Genomic DNA, 14,849 nt, shown 5'->3' on the forward strand with positions numbered 1-14,849 from the left:
GCGTTTGGATGGACTTTGAAGAAAAGTTGGAAGCCTATACAAAGACTGAGTTTTTAGAGTTTTTGAGCGGCCTTTATCAAGAGAGGGAGGATTTGTCTGCTGATGCGTTTGATGACTTTATACAAAGGTATCCTGCACTTCGAGGCTATTACTGAGCATCCCGACGGTTCAGATGTCATGTTGCACCGGAGGAAGGGTGCGTAAGTACCCCGGAAGACATACTGCGGGTCATTAAAGAATGGCGCGCCGCTAATGACAAACCCGGCTTCAAACCAGAATAACTAGCCTAACGGCATCTGTTTATCGCCGAGCAGGTGCCAATATCTTCAGCACCTCACCCGATAGACACTAGGAAGAACCAAGGATGGAACTTAAAGCAACACTAAAGGATTACACCGCAGCGGAATTCGGGGCACTGGTCGACAGGATATGGGCGGTCGACCTACCCAAGCAGGATCACGACCGACTTATCAATCATTTTGACGCGATTGTGGGTCACCCCGAAGGGGCCGACTTATTGTTTTACCCGGACGACAGGTTCGGTTCTAACAATGCAGGATGGGTCGTTTATCTCGTCCGGAACTGGCATCAGAAACAAGGGATTTCCGCGTTCAAGGGGGAATCCTCTTCCCTGCCACCTCCACCGATTCCAATAAACGCTATCGTCCGAGTCACAGCTGAAGTGCAAAAAGTGGCCGCACTCGTTGCCGTATCGGATCGAGCAGTAGACCAGGCATTTGCAGCGTTCGAGCAGGCTGTCCGGAATTCGCCCATCCAGCTGGGCGTTCAACCCGATATTTCTGCGCAGGAAACGAATATACGCACTCTCGAACGAGTTCAACGGGAAACACTGACAGCCATCAGAAAGTTCGAACGCTTGAAAATGGGCGTTGAGTTCGCCAAAAACGATGCTCAACGCAACCTGACTTATGCTCGATCCGAGCAAGCACAGTGGCAAAGCATCGCACAACAGATCAATGCGACGCACAGTCAGTACATCGCGCGGCTGACGGCTATCACCCAGCGTCACCGTATTATTCATGATGATGCAGAAGCGTTGCTGGGCATGGCGCAGGAGCAATTGATTCGCTCACGCAACTTGGCGAAAGTTGGCCCGGCTCATGCGGCTTGCGTGATCAATGGGTCATTGAATTTTGTCGACAAACTTCCTGCCGTTTTACTTAAGGATGAACTATCGGCGTTACAATTGGCGCAACGGTTTGATCTGCAAAAATCCATTCGCTCGGCGGTGGCTGAATTTACCTGGAAGAACATTTCAGGTGAGCCGATCGACGGATACGAACGCGCTGCCGTGTTGCAATTTGAGTTCATCAGTCGTGCAGACTCTCAGGTATACGGAGTGAGCGTTCCCTTGACCGAGCTTATGGCGATCGAAGGTCAGGATTGGCATCGGCTTGCGGCAGGCGGGTCCAATGTCGACGTTCCCTTCCGGATGGGCAGTGCCGTAGTGCCTGCAAAACCCGGGACGACGTTCTGGGGATTACGTGAGGTCAAGACCCTGGCGCAGGTTCACGTTACTGCACCCCAGCGTAATCCTTCGACCTCCCAGGTTCGGGTCAGAGCGGCGCAGCATGACGAGCAATTGAACAGTTTTAGTTTTACGGCTGATGGCACCGTGCCGATCACCCTTTACTGGTCTGCTGCGGTCACTCTTGAAACCAGCGACCCAATAGTATCCAGCCTGCGTCGCTTGGGGTCTGTTCATTCGTCACCCGTGCCGATGCTTGAGACCATTTCAGGCGATGGAAAAGTAGCCTGTTTTGACGACTATGTTGTGGTCTTTCCCGTCGAGTCAGGACTGGATCCCGTGTATGTCATGTTCAGAAACTGGCGTGAGTACCCGATCTAGCAGGTGAGCCCCCAGCGTCCGATCACGTCCGATGTAGACAGCAAATAACCAGGACGTGATCGCGCTAGCGCTTAATGCCCGCGCCGGACTTCAATACTCAGCACTTCCTCCCTTGCCCAAACACGCGCTCTTCCTGCTCCCGCAGTTCCGGCGTTAGCTCCGCACCGAAATCATCCATCTCAAACACCTGGCGAATCTCGATTTCGGGCTCGGTGCCTGGCATCGGGTTGGGGCAGCGCTTGACCCACTCGATGGCTTCTTCTCTAGACCTCACCTGCCATAGCCAAAAGCCGGCGATCAGCTCCTTGGTTTCGATAAACGGCCCGTCGATCACCGTGCGCTTGTCGCCCGAGAACCGCACGCGAGCGCCTTTGCTACTGGGGTGCAGGCCTTCGCCCGCGAGCAGGACGCCAGCCTTGGCCAGTTCTTCGTTGTAGTTGCCCATCGCGGTCAGCAATTCCTCGCTGGGCATTACACCCGCCTCGGAGTCCTGGGTGGCTTTTATAATGATCATGAAGCGCATGGTTTTCTCTCCGCAAAAAAGGATGATTCAAACTCTAGTCGAATGACCGGCACTCAAATCGACAACGCCGCAAGGAAAATCCCTACAAACCTACGGATCACCTCTGTAGGAGCTGCCGCAGGCTGCGATCTTTTGATCTTGATCTGTTGGGGACCGCTGAAGATCTAAAGCCAGATCAAAAGATCGCAGCCTGCGGCAGCTCCTACAGGGTTATGTGTTGTTTTCGGGTTTGTGCGGTGACACTTCACAATTTGTATCCGGGCATAGGTCGTCGGGCGATTTCGTGGTTAACTTCGGCCTCGTCAAAATTCTCCACAACAACGACAGAAGGACTCCGTTCATGGCTCAAGTCACTCTTAAAGGCAACCCGGTTCAAGTCAACGGCCAACTGCCACAAGCCGGTTCCAAGGCGCCAGCCTTTTCCCTGGTTGCCGGCAATCTGTCCGACGTGACCCTGGCGAACTTCGCCGGCAAGCGCAAAGTGCTGAACATCTTCCCAAGCGTCGATACCCCGACCTGCGCGACTTCGGTGCGCAAGTTCAACGCCCAGGCCAACGATGTCACCAACACCGTGGTGTTGTGCATCTCCGCTGACCTGCCGTTCGCTCAAGCCCGTTTCTGCGGCGCTGAAGGTCTGGAAAACGTGCAGAACCTGTCGACCCTGCGCGGTGCCGAGTTCATCGAGAACTACGGCGTTGCTATTGCTGACGGGCCACTCAAAGGCCTGACTGCACGTGCCGTCGTGGTTCTGGACGAAAACGACAACGTGCTGCACAGCGAACTGGTCAGCGAAATCGGTCAAGAGCCGAATTACGAAGCGGCACTCGCCGTTCTGAAGTAAGCACACCCTTACAATTGTTAACGGCCTGGCACTGTCCAGGCCGTTTTCATTTGTGTTTCAGTGTCTTGGACAAACATCCTGTTACGTAAGCCAAAGGTAAATTGCCGGTAAAGCCGCTTTGCTTAATGCCCGCCAGTGCTTATCGTTCAGCCTCATGTAAAAGAAGCCCACGCGCCCAATGGTTGATCATTCAATGCAATCCTCTGCTTCCCGTAGTCCTCGCCGCTGGCTGTTTGGCCTGCTTGTCCTGTTGGTCATCGCTGGCCTGTGCTGGAAATTCTGGCCCGCCGGCACTGACCTTAAAACGGGCGAAAAGCCAAAGGCCGTTGCCGGACACACCGGTAAGTCGGGAGCAATGCGCCCGGGGTTCGGCGGGGCGACCGGACCGGTCCCGGTGCGTGTGGCGCCAGCGGTCAAGGGCGACTTTGCGTTGTATTACAAGGCGCTGGGCACCGTGACGGCGTTGAATACCATCAATGTCCGCAGCCGTGTCGGCGGCGAACTGATGAAGATTTCCTTCGAAGAAGGGCAGATGGTCAAGGCGGGCGACTTGCTGGCTGAAATCGATCCGCGTCCTTACCAGAACGCCTTGCTTCAGGCCGAAGGCACCTTGCTGCAAAACCAGGCGCAACTGAAAAACGCCCAGGTCGATGTCGAACGCTATCGTGGCCTGTACCGCGAAGACAGTATCGCCAAGCAGACCCTGGACACCGCCGAAGCGCTGGTCGGCCAGTACCAGGGCACGGTCAAGACCAATCAGGCAGCGGTCAACGACGCGAAGCTCAATCTGGAATTCACCAAGATCCGTGCCCCCATAGCCGGTCGAGTCGGCTTGCGTCAATTGGACGTCGGTAACCTGGTGGCGGCCAATGACACCACTGCGCTGGCGATCATCACCCAGACCCAGCCGATCAGTGTCGCGTTCACCTTGCCGGAAAACAGCCTGGAAACCGTACTGGCCCGTTATCGGTCTGGCGCAAAACTACCGGTGGAGGCTTGGGATCGCGGCGACATGAAGTTGCAAGCCACCGGCGTATTGCAGAGCCTGGATAACCAGATCGACGTCACCACCGGCACGTTGAAATTCAAGGCCCGTTACGAGAACCGCGATCAGTCGTTGTTCCCTAATCAGTTCGTCAACGTCCACCTGCTGGCTGACACCCTCAAAGACGTGGTGCTCGCGCCCTCGGCAGCGATCCAGTTCGGCACCAACGGTACATTCGTCTATGCGCTGGACGCCGACAACAAGAAGGTCAATATCCGTCAGTTGAAAGTGGGCGCCAGTGATGGTGAAAACACCGTTATCACCTCAGGTCTTGCCGTCGGTGATCGAGTGGTCCTGGAAGGCACCGACCGCCTGAAGGAAGGCAGCGAAGTGGAAGTGGTCAACGACACCCAGGATGTACCCACCACCCCGACCGGACACTTGCAAGGCAAATCGGCGGCCAGCCCCCCTGAGCCAGCGACCACCGACAAGGCGAAAAAGGGCGGCGCATGAACATCTCGCGGCTGTTCATCCTTCGCCCGGTAGCCACCACGCTGAGCATGCTGGCCATCGTACTGGCCGGCATCATCGCGTATCGGCTGCTGCCGGTGTCGGCATTGCCTCAGGTCGACTACCCAACCATTCGGGTCATGACGCTCTATCCCGGCGCCAGCCCGGATGTCATGACCAGCGCCGTGACTGCGCCCCTTGAACGGCAGTTCGGGCAAATGCCCGGCCTGACCCAGATGGCGTCGACCAGTTCTGGCGGCGCCTCGGTGCTGACCCTGCGTTTCAGCCTCGACATCAACATGGATGTCGCCGAGCAGCAGGTGCAGGCCGCGATCAACGCCGCGACCAATCTGCTGCCCAAGGACTTGCCGGCGCCGCCGGTGTACAACAAGGTCAACCCGGCCGACACCCCGGTGCTGACCCTGGCCATTACCTCCAAAACCATGCTGCTGCCCAAACTCAACGATTTGGTCGACACCCGCATGGCGCAGAAAATCGCCCAGATCAGCGGCGTCGGCATGGTCAGCATCGCCGGTGGCCAGCGTCAGGCGGTGCGAATCAAGGTCAACCCCGAAGCCCTGGCGGCCAACGGCTTGAACCTGTCGGACGTGCGCACCCTGATCGGCGCGTCCAACGTCAACCAGCCCAAAGGCAACTTCGATGGCCCGACCCGGGTCTCGATGCTCGATGCCAACGACCAACTGACCTCGCCCAAGGATTACGCCAACCTGATTCTGGCTTACGCCAATGGCGCGCCGTTGCGCCTGAAGGACGTGGCCGAGATCGTCGACGGCGCCGAGAACGAGCGTCTGGCAGCCTGGGCCAATGAAAACCAGGCCGTGCTGTTGAACATCCAGCGTCAGCCCGGCGCCAACGTGATCGAAGTGGTCGACCGGATCAAGGCCTTGCTGCCGAGCATCACCGATAACCTGCCGGCCGGTCTCGACGTGACAGTGCTGACCGACCGTACCCAGACCATCCGCGCCTCGGTCACTGACGTGCAACACGAACTGCTGATCGCCATCGCATTGGTGGTCATGGTCACATTCCTGTTCCTGCGTCGGGCCAGCGCGACAATCATTCCGTCGGTGGCCGTGCCGTTGTCGTTGATTGGCACCTTCGGCGTGATGTACCTCGCGGGTTTCTCGGTCAACAACCTGACCCTGATGGCCCTGACCATCGCCACCGGTTTCGTGGTGGATGATGCGATCGTCATGCTGGAGAACATTTCCCGGTTTATCGAAGAGGGCGACAGCCCGCTGAATGCGGCGCTCAAGGGTGCCAAACAGATTGGCTTCACCCTGATTTCCCTGACGCTGTCGCTGATCGCCGTACTGATCCCGCTATTGTTCATGGCTGACGTGGTGGGGCGTCTGTTCCGCGAATTCGCCATCACGCTGGCGGTGGCGATCCTGATTTCCCTGGTGGTCTCCCTGACCTTGACGCCAATGATGTGCGCGCGTTTGCTCAAGCGTGAACCGAAGGCAGAAGAACAGGGCCGTTTCTACCGGTCCAGCGGTGCCGCAATTGATTGGATGATAGCGGCTTACGGGCGCAAGTTAACGTGGGTTCTCAAGCACCAGCCGCTGACCCTGCTGGTGGCCATCGGCACGCTGGCACTGACCGTGTTTCTGTACATGGTCGTACCCAAGGGCTTCTTTCCGGTGCAGGACACCGGGGTGATCCAGGGGATTTCCGAGGCGCCGCAATCGATTTCCTTCGCGGCGATGAGCGAGCGACAGCAGGAACTGGCCAAAGTGATCCTCGCCGATCCGGCGGTGGAAAGCCTGTCGTCCTACATCGGTGTCGACGGCGACAACTCGACGCTCAACAGTGGTCGCTTGCTGATCAACCTCAAGTCCCACCGCGCCCGCGACTTGAGCGCGACCGAGGTGATTGCCCGCCTGCAACCGGAACTCGACAAACTGATAGGTATTCGCCTGTTCATGCAGCCGGTGCAGGACCTGACCATTGAAGATCGGGTCAGTCGTACGCAGTATCAATTCAGCATGTCGTCGCCGGACTCGGAATTGTTGAGCCTGTGGAGCGGTCGTCTGGTCGAAGCACTGGCCCAACGGCCGGAGCTGACCGACGTCGCCAGCGATTTGCAGGACAAGGGCTTGCAGGTCTATCTGGTGATAGACCGCGATGCGGCGTCGCGGGTCGGGGTGTCAGTGTCGAACATCACCGACGCGCTGTATGACGCCTTCGGTCAGCGGCAGATTTCCACCATCTACACCCAGGCCAGCCAGTATCGCGTGGTGCTGCAATCGCAGTCCGGCGAGAAAATCGGCCCGGACGCGCTGAACCAGATTCATGTCAAGACCACCGACGGCGGGCAGGTGCGCCTGGCGAGCCTGGCACGCATCGAGGAGCGCCAGGCACAACTGGCGATTACACACATCGGCCAGTTCCCGGCCGTGATGATGTCCTTCAACCTCGCACCCGGTGTAGCGCTGGGGCAAGCGGTGGAAATCATCGACCAGGTACAGAAAGACATCGGCATGCCGATTGGCGTGCAGACGCAGTTCCAGGGCGCAGCCGAGGCGTTCCAGGCGTCGCTGTCGAGCACTTTGCTGCTGATTCTGGCGGCGGTGGTGACCATGTACATCGTTCTCGGCGTGCTGTACGAGAGCTACATCCACCCGATCACCATTCTCTCGACGTTGCCCTCGGCGGCGGTCGGCGCGTTGCTGGCACTGCTGTTGAGTGGCAATGACCTGGGCATGATCGCGATCATCGGCATCATCCTGCTGATCGGCATCGTGAAGAAGAACGCGATCATGATGATCGACTTCGCCCTCGACGCCGAACGCAATCAGGGCATGGCGCCGGAGGCGGCGATCTATCAGGCTGCGCTGTTGCGTTTCCGGCCGATCCTGATGACCACCCTGGCGGCATTGTTTGGTGCGGTGCCGTTGATGCTGGCCACCGGTTCCGGCGCAGAACTGCGTCAGCCGCTGGGTCTGGTGATGGTCGGCGGTTTGCTGGTCAGCCAGGTGCTGACACTGTTCACCACGCCGGTGATCTATCTGTATTTCGACCGCCTCGGCCGGCGTTGGGGCCACAAGTCTGAAGCCGTGGAAGCGGTAGAACAGCCATGAACCTGTCCGGACCTTTCATCAAGCGCCCGGTCGCGACCCTGTTGCTGAGCCTGGCGATCATGCTGCTGGGTGGCGTGAGCTTTGGGCTGCTGCCGGTGGCGCCGTTGCCACAAATGGACTTCCCGGTGATTGTGGTTCAGGCCAGTCTGGCGGGCGCCAGCCCCGAAGTGATGGCCTCGACCGTGGCTACGCCACTTGAGCGTTCCTTCGGTGCCATCGCCGGGGTCAACACCATGAGCAGCCGTTCCAGCCAGGGTTCGACCCGGGTGATCCTGCAATTTGACTTGGACCGCGACATCAACGGTGCGGCGCGGGAAGTGCAAGCGGCGATCAACGCCTCGCGCAACCTGCTGCCGAGCGGGATGCGCAGCATGCCGACCTACAAGAAGGTCAACCCGTCCCAGGCGCCGATCATGGTGCTGTCGCTGACTTCGGACGTGTTGGAAAAGGGCCAGCTCTACGATTTGGCCTCGACGATTCTGTCCCAGAGCCTGTCCCAGGTGCAGGGCGTGGGTGAAGTGCAAATCGGCGGAAGCTCCTTGCCGGCAGTGCGCATCGAGCTCGAACCCCAGGCGCTCAACCAGTACGGCGTGGCGCTGGACGACGTGCGCAACACCATCGCCAACGCCAACGTGCGCCGGCCCAAGGGTTCGGTCGAAGACGGCCAGCGCTTGTGGCAGGTCCAGGCCAACGATCAACTGGAAAAGGCCAAGGACTACGAGTCGCTGATCATTCACTACGCCAACGGCGCGGCCCTGCGCCTGAAGGATGTGGCCAAGGTCAGCGACGGCGTCGAGGACCGCTACAACAGCGGGTTCTTCAATGACGATGCGGCGGTGCTGTTGGTGATCAACCGTCAGGCCGGCGCCAACATCATCGAAACGGTGAACGAGATCAAGTCACAGCTGCCGGCGTTGCAAGCGGTGCTGCCGGCCAGCGTCAAGCTGAACCTGGCCATGGACCGCTCGCCCGTGATCAAGGCGACGTTGCACGAAGCGGAAATGACCCTGCTGATTGCCGTGGCGCTGGTGATCCTGGTGGTGTTCCTGTTTCTCGGTAACTTTCGCGCCTCGCTGATTCCGACATTGGCGGTGCCCGTGTCGCTGGTCGGCACGTTTGCGGTGATGTACCTCTATGGGTTTTCCCTGAACAACCTGTCACTGATGGCGCTGATCCTGGCCACCGGTTTGGTGGTGGACGATGCCATCGTGGTGCTGGAGAACATTTCCCGGCATATCGACGAAGGTATAGCGCCAATGAAGGCGGCGTACCTCGGGGCGCAGGAAGTCGGCTTCACCTTGCTGTCGATGAACGTCTCGCTGGTGGCGGTGTTCCTGTCGATCCTGTTCATGGGCGGGATCATCGAAAGCCTGTTCCGCGAGTTTTCCATCACCCTGGCGGCGTCCATCGTGGTGTCGCTGGTGGTTTCGCTGACGCTCACGCCAATGCTCTGCGCGCGCTGGCTGAAGCCGCACACGCCGGGTCAGGAAAACCGTTTGCAGCGCTGGAGCCAGCGCGCCAACGAGTGGATGGTCGGCAAATACGCGACCAGCCTCGACTGGGTCCTGCGCCATCGCCGCCTGACGTTACTCAGTTTGCTGGTGACAATCGGCGTGAACGTTGCGCTGTATGTGGTTGTTCCTAAAACATTTATGCCGCAACAGGACACCGGTCAGCTCATCGGTTTCGTGCGTGGCGACGACGGGCTGTCCTTCAGCGTGATGCAGCCGAAAATGGAGACGTTCCGCCGTGCCGTGCTCAAGGATGATGCGGTGCAAAGCGTTGCCGGTTTCATCGGCGGCACCAACGGCACCAATAATGCCTTCATGCTGGTGCGCCTGAAACCCATCAAGGAACGCAACATCTCCGCGCAGAAAGTCATCGAGCGCCTACGCAAGGAAATGCCCAAGGTCGCCGGCGCACAGCTGATGCTAATGGCGGATCAGGACCTGCAATTTGGCGGCGGACGCGAGCAGACCACGTCGCAGTATTCCTACATCCTGCAAAGTGCCGACCTTGGCGAGTTGCGCGCGTGGTATCCAAAGGTTGTCACTGCGCTCAAGGCCTTGCCGGAACTGACCGCGATAGATGCCCGCGAGGGGCGCGGCGCGCAACAGGTGACGCTGATCGTCGACCGTGATCAGGCCAAGCGCCTGGGGGTCGATATGGACATGGTCACTGCCGTGTTGAACAACGCCTACAGCCAGCGACAGATTTCGACGATTTACGACAGTCTTAACCAGTATCAGGTGGTGATGGAGGTCAATCCGAAATATGCCCAGGACCCGATCACCCTGAAACAGGTTCAGGTGATTACGGCCGATGGCGCGCGAATTCCGCTGTCGACCATCGCGCATTACGAAAACAGCCTGGAAGACGACCGTGTCAGCCACGAAGGCCAGTTCGCTTCCGAGAGCATTTCCTTCGACATGGCCGAAGGTGTGACGGTGGAGCAGGGCACCGCCGCCATTGAGCGGGCGATTGCCAGGCTCGGCATGCCGGAAGACGTGATTGTGAAAATGGCCGGCACCGCCGACGCCTTCGCCGCGACCCAGAAGAGCCAGCCGTGGATGATTCTCGGCGCGCTGGTGGCGGTGTATCTGGTGCTGGGTGTGTTGTATGAAAGCTACGTACATCCGCTGACGATTTTGTCGACGTTGCCCTCGGCCGGCGTGGGCGCGCTGCTGTCGATCTACGCGCTGGGTGGCGAGTTCAGCCTGATCTCGTTACTGGGCCTGTTCCTGCTGATTGGCGTGGTCAAGAAAAACGCGATTCTGATGATCGACCTTGCGTTGCAACTCGAACGCCATCAAGGCATGGCACCGTTGGAATCCATTCGCAGCGCGTGTCTGCAGCGCTTGCGGCCGATTTTGATGACCACCCTGGCGGCGATCCTCGGTGCCTTGCCGTTGTTGCTCAGCCGTGCCGAAGGCGCCGAAATGCGCCAGCCGCTGGGCCTGACCATTATCGGCGGGCTGATCTTCAGCCAGGTGCTGACCCTATACACCACCCCGGTGGTCTACCTCTATCTCGACAAACTGCGCCATCGCTTCAATAAATGGCGTGGGGTGCGCACCGATGCTGCTTTGGAAACTCCGCTATGACTGACCGTTCGCACTTCAATCTGGCTGCACCGCTAATAACGGCCCGAGGCTCGCGTTTGTTGAGCCTGTCGCTCTGCGTGGTGCTGCTCAGCGCCTGCGCCATCGGCCCGGATTACCAGCGCCCGCAAACCGCGGCTCCGGCGCAATACAAGGAAGCGGCAGGCTGGCGGCAGGCCAACCCGAGCGATTCCCTGGCTCGCGGGGCCTGGTGGGAGTTGTATGGCGATCAGCAGCTCAATGGCTTGATTGAGAAACTCAACAGTTCCAACCAGACTGTCGCTCAGTCCGAAGCGCAGTACCGTCAGGCCCAGGCCTTGGTGCGCAGTGCGCGTGGCGCATTTTTCCCAACCGTGGACCTGACCGTCGGCAAAAATCGCTCCAGCCAGGGCACTGGCAGCAGCAGTTCCAGCCTGACCAGTTCTTCCAGCGGTATACGCAACACCTACACCGCCCAGGCGGGTGTCAGTTGGGAGGCCGATGTCTGGGGCAAGCTACGCCGTGGGCTGGAGGCCGACACCGCAAATGCCGAGGCGAGTTTTGCCGACCTGGCGGCGATGCGCCTGAGCCAACAGTCGGAACTGGTGCAGAACTACCTGCAATTGCGGGTGATCGATGAACAGAAACGCTTGCTGGAAGCAACGGTCGAGGCTTATCAGCGCTCACTGAAAATGACCGAAAACCAGTACCGCGCCGGTGTCTCCGGCAAGGACGCGGTGGCTCAGGCCCAGACGCAGCTCAAAAGCACTCAGGCTGACCTGGTGGACTTGATCTGGCAGCGTGCCCAGTTCGAGAACGCCATTGCCGTGTTGATCGGGGTAGCGCCGGCCGAGTTCGGCCTGGCTGAAACCCGGGACATCCCGGCGTTACCGCCGATTCCACTGAACTTGCCTTCGCAACTGTTGGAACGCCGCCCCGACATCGCCTCCGCCGAGCGTTCGGTGATGGCCGCGAACGCTAATATCGGCGTAGCCAAGGCGGCGTATTACCCGGACCTGACGCTGAGCCTCAACGGTGGATACAGCAGCAGTACGTCTTCCAACTGGTTCACTGTGCCGAACCGCTTTTGGTCAGTCGGGCCGCAATTGGCCATGACCTTGTTCGATGGTGGCCAGCGGTCGGCGGAAGTCGACCGTAGCGAAGCGGCCTACGACGAAACCGTGGCCAAGTACCGTCAGACCGTGCTCGACGGTTTCCGGGAAGTGGAAAACTATCTGGTTCAGCTCAAGGTCCTGGAAAACGAATCCGAGGTGCGCCAGCAGGCCCTGGACGCGGCGCGTGAGTCCTTGCGCCTGACCCAGAACCAGTACAAGGCCGGGCTGATTGCTTACCTTGATGTCGTCGTGGTTCAGGCCACGGCGTTGAACAACGAGCGCAGCGTGCTGGACCTGCAGCAAAGTCGCCTGATTGCCAGTGTGCAGTTGATTGCGGCGTTGGGCGGCGGCTGGGATGGCCAAAGCAACAACGACTGACCCTTGTAGGAGCTGCCGCAGGCTGCGATCTTTTGATCTTGTTTTTCAAAAATCAAAGTCAAAAGATCGCAGCCTGCGGCAGCTCCTACAGGGGATTGCAGGTGGTCAAACAAGCGTTTCATCGGCTTGATGGCACTTTGCTGATTTTGTCAGTGCGTTCTTTTGCGCAATCAGTACAATCGCCCATTTCCCCCCCTTGAATGGAATCTGGACGGCGGGGGTGTTCGCGAGAAGTCCCATGCTCATCGGTAGTTATTCCCCCACGCTGGTTGTCATCTCGCTCTTTGTAGCGATTCTCGCGTCCTATACAGCGCTTGACCTGACCGGGCGTATCGCCACGGCCAAGGGGCGGGCGGTGCATCTATGGACCGCGGGCGGCGCGTGTGCCATGGGCATCGGCGTCTGGTCCATGCACTTCATTGGCATGCTCGCGTTCAAATTGCCCATCGACCTGGGCTACGACCTCGGCATTACGGTGCTGTCGCTGCTCACCGCCATCCTGTCCTGCGGCTTCGCCCTGTGGTTGGTCAGTCAGCCGCGACTGCCTGCCTGGCAACTGGCGTTCGGCGCGCTGATCATGGGCGCCGGGATCAGTGCCATGCATTACACCGGCATGGCGGCCATGCGCATGCAGCCGGGCATCGATTACGACCCGACGCTGTTCGCTGCGTCACTGTTGATCGCGGTAGTGGCCTCAGGCGCCGCGTTATGGATCGCTTTCCGGCTGCGTCAGCACACGCCTTATGTTGGCCTGATTCGCGGCGGCGCGGCGGTGATCATGGGCATAGCGATTGTCGGCATGCACTACACCGCCATGGCGGCGGCGCGTTTCCCGGATGGTAGTTTCTGTGGTGCCGTCAGCAGTGGCCTCAGTGGCAAGGGCCTGGACAATCTGGTGCTGATCACCACCCTGGCGGTGTTGAGCATTGCCTTGCTGACGTCGATCCTCGATTCGCGGCTCGAGGCGCGCACCGCCAGCCTGGCCCAATCGCTGACCGAGGCCAACCGTGAACTGACCCAACTGGCCTTGCACGACACGCTGACTGGTTTGCCGAATCGGGTATTGCTGGCCGACCGTATCGATCAGGCCATGTCGAGAGTGCAGGAGCAGGGTGGTTGTTTTGCCTTGATGTTCATCGATCTGGACGGCTTCAAACCGGTTAACGATGCCTTCGGTCACCACACGGGTGACCAGTTGTTACGTGAAGTCGCCCTGCGACTGCGTGAAGATCTGCGCAGCCAGGACACGCTTGCGCGAATCGGCGGTGATGAGTTTGTGCTACTTGTGCAACTCGTCGAACAGAATGACGCATTGAGCTTGGCGGCCCGCCAGGTCGGGTTGATCGCGCGCTCATTCCGGGTGGCGGAACACGACTTGCAGATATCCGCCAGCGTTGGCATCGCGCTCTATCCGGGCAATGGCCAAACCGCCCAGGAACTGCTGATGAATGCTGACGCGGCGATGTATCACGCCAAGGGCGCGGGCAAAAACGGCTACAGCTTCTTCGACGCTTCGATGAACAGCAACGCACGTAAACAGCTGCAATTGCTGCAAGACTTGCGTATTGCCCTCGAGCAGCAGCAATTCAGCCTCTATTACCAGCCCAAGTTCGACGCCAGCAACGGCCGGCCGGTGGGCGCCGAGGCGTTGCTGCGCTGGGTGCATCCGACCCAGGGCATGCTGTTGCCGGACAAGTTTATCGACCTTGCGGAGAAAACCGGGCTGATCATCGCGATTGGCGAGTGGGTGCTCAACGAAGCCTGCCGCCAGATGCGCGAGTGGTACGTGCTTGGCTATACCGACTGGCGTATCGCGGTGAACCTCTCAGCCTTGCAGTTCTGCCATGTCGGCCTGGTCCAGAGCGTCGCCAGGGCACTGGCCACGCACCATTTGCCAGCCAACAGCCTGACCCTCGAAATCACCGAAACCACCGCCATGAGCGATGCCGATGCGAGCATGACGGTGCTTCGGGAGCTGTCGGAAATGGGCGTTGACCTGTCCATCGATGACTTCGGTACCGGCTATTCGAGCTTGATGTACCTCAAGCGCCTGCCGGCCAACGAGCTGAAAATCGACCGGGGTTTTGTTCGCGATCTGGAACTTGGCAGCGATGACGCCGCCATTGTTTCCGCCATCGTTGCCCTGGGCCAGGCCTTGGGTTTGCGAATTGTCGCCGAAGGGGTGGAAACCGACGTTCAGCAGGATTTCCTGACCCAGCTCGGCTGCGACTCGTTGCAGGGTTATTTGCTCGGGCATCCGCTGCCGGCCGACCGCTTCATGGTGGACATTCATCGCGCGGAGAAACAGGCCATAGCGCCTGAATCATTAGCGTAGGAACCTGTAGGAGCTGCCGGAGGCTGCGATCTTTTGATCTTAAAAAAACCCAAAATCAAAAGATCGCAGCCTTCGGCCGCTCCTACAGAGCAGGGCAAGATAGCTTGA

General features: G+C 59.2%; 9 protein-coding genes. 8 read left to right on the forward strand and 1 reads right to left on the reverse strand.

All coding sequences use genetic code 11. The features are described 5' to 3' along the window. Positions 1-8: 8 nt before the first annotated feature. Together ACA052_RS13195 and ACA052_RS13200 are read left to right on the forward strand one after the other, a co-directional pair. Positions 9-155, forward strand: coding sequence for a hypothetical protein (locus ACA052_RS13195; protein WP_497650068.1), 147 nt, complete (start codon positions 9-11; stop codon positions 153-155). Between the two features lie 209 nt (positions 156-364). Beyond that, positions 365-1,870, forward strand: coding sequence for an S-type pyocin domain-containing protein (locus tag ACA052_RS13200; protein ID WP_497650069.1), 1,506 nt, complete (start codon positions 365-367; stop codon positions 1,868-1,870). A gap of 97 nt (positions 1,871-1,967) precedes the next feature. Here ACA052_RS13200 and ACA052_RS13205 read toward each other — a convergent pair whose 3' ends face one another. Then, a complete protein-coding gene (locus ACA052_RS13205) occupies positions 1,968-2,393 on the reverse strand; it encodes a YciI family protein (RefSeq protein ID WP_497650070.1) in 426 nt (141 codons plus the stop codon). A gap of 340 nt (positions 2,394-2,733) precedes the next feature. Here ACA052_RS13205 and tpx point away from each other — a divergent pair, with 340 nt between their 5' ends. From tpx to ACA052_RS13235, 6 genes are all read left to right on the forward strand, one after another. Next, positions 2,734-3,234 carry a thiol peroxidase gene (gene tpx / locus ACA052_RS13210; RefSeq protein WP_497650071.1) on the forward strand — a complete coding sequence of 167 codons (501 nt, stop codon included), beginning with the start codon at positions 2,734-2,736 and terminating at the stop codon, positions 3,232-3,234. A gap of 178 nt (positions 3,235-3,412) precedes the next feature. Next, positions 3,413-4,732, forward strand: a complete 1,320-nt coding sequence (locus ACA052_RS13215) for an MdtA/MuxA family multidrug efflux RND transporter periplasmic adaptor subunit (protein ID WP_497650072.1) — start codon at positions 3,413-3,415, stop codon at positions 4,730-4,732. Then, entirely contained in the window at positions 4,729-7,833 is a 3,105-nt protein-coding gene (locus ACA052_RS13220) for an MdtB/MuxB family multidrug efflux RND transporter permease subunit (RefSeq protein WP_497650073.1), read from the forward strand. The genes ACA052_RS13215 and ACA052_RS13220 overlap by 4 nt, the downstream gene beginning before the upstream one ends. Next, positions 7,830-10,937: an efflux RND transporter permease subunit gene (locus ACA052_RS13225; protein WP_497650074.1), complete on the forward strand. Its 3,108-nt coding sequence runs from the start codon at positions 7,830-7,832 to the stop codon at positions 10,935-10,937. The genes ACA052_RS13220 and ACA052_RS13225 overlap by 4 nt, the downstream gene beginning before the upstream one ends. After that, entirely contained in the window at positions 10,934-12,406 is a 1,473-nt protein-coding gene (locus ACA052_RS13230; RefSeq protein WP_497650075.1) for an efflux transporter outer membrane subunit, read from the forward strand. Before ACA052_RS13225 ends, ACA052_RS13230 begins: the two co-directional genes overlap by 4 nt. 238 nt (positions 12,407-12,644) lie before the next feature. Further along, on the forward strand, positions 12,645-14,741 hold the full coding sequence (locus ACA052_RS13235; RefSeq protein WP_497650076.1) for a putative bifunctional diguanylate cyclase/phosphodiesterase: 2,097 nt from the start codon (positions 12,645-12,647) through the stop codon (positions 14,739-14,741). The last annotated feature ends 108 nt before the right edge of the window (positions 14,742-14,849 follow it).

The sequence above is a fragment of the Pseudomonas sp. LBUM1644 genome, assembly GCF_059716195.1.

Bases quoted from the DNA above. Each gene is read 5' to 3' on its own strand.
- ACA052_RS13225 (WP_497650074.1), top strand. From the start codon at position 7,830: ATGAACCTGTCCGGACCTTTCATCAAGCGCCCGGTCGCGACCCTGTTG.
- ACA052_RS13215 (WP_497650072.1), top strand. From the start codon at position 3,413: ATGGTTGATCATTCAATGCAATCCTCTGCTTCCCGTAGTCCTCGCCGC.
- tpx (WP_497650071.1), top strand. From the start codon at position 2,734: ATGGCTCAAGTCACTCTTAAAGGCAACCCGGTTCAAGTCAACGGCCAA.
- ACA052_RS13200 (WP_497650069.1), top strand. From the start codon at position 365: ATGGAACTTAAAGCAACACTAAAGGATTACACCGCAGCGGAATTCGGG.
- ACA052_RS13205 (WP_497650070.1), bottom strand. From the start codon at position 2,393: ATGCGCTTCATGATCATTATAAAAGCCACCCAGGACTCCGAGGCGGGT.
- ACA052_RS13195 (WP_497650068.1), top strand. From the start codon at position 9: ATGGACTTTGAAGAAAAGTTGGAAGCCTATACAAAGACTGAGTTTTTA.
- ACA052_RS13220 (WP_497650073.1), top strand. From the start codon at position 4,729: ATGAACATCTCGCGGCTGTTCATCCTTCGCCCGGTAGCCACCACGCTG.
- ACA052_RS13230 (WP_497650075.1), top strand. From the start codon at position 10,934: ATGACTGACCGTTCGCACTTCAATCTGGCTGCACCGCTAATAACGGCC.
- ACA052_RS13235 (WP_497650076.1), top strand. From the start codon at position 12,645: ATGCTCATCGGTAGTTATTCCCCCACGCTGGTTGTCATCTCGCTCTTT.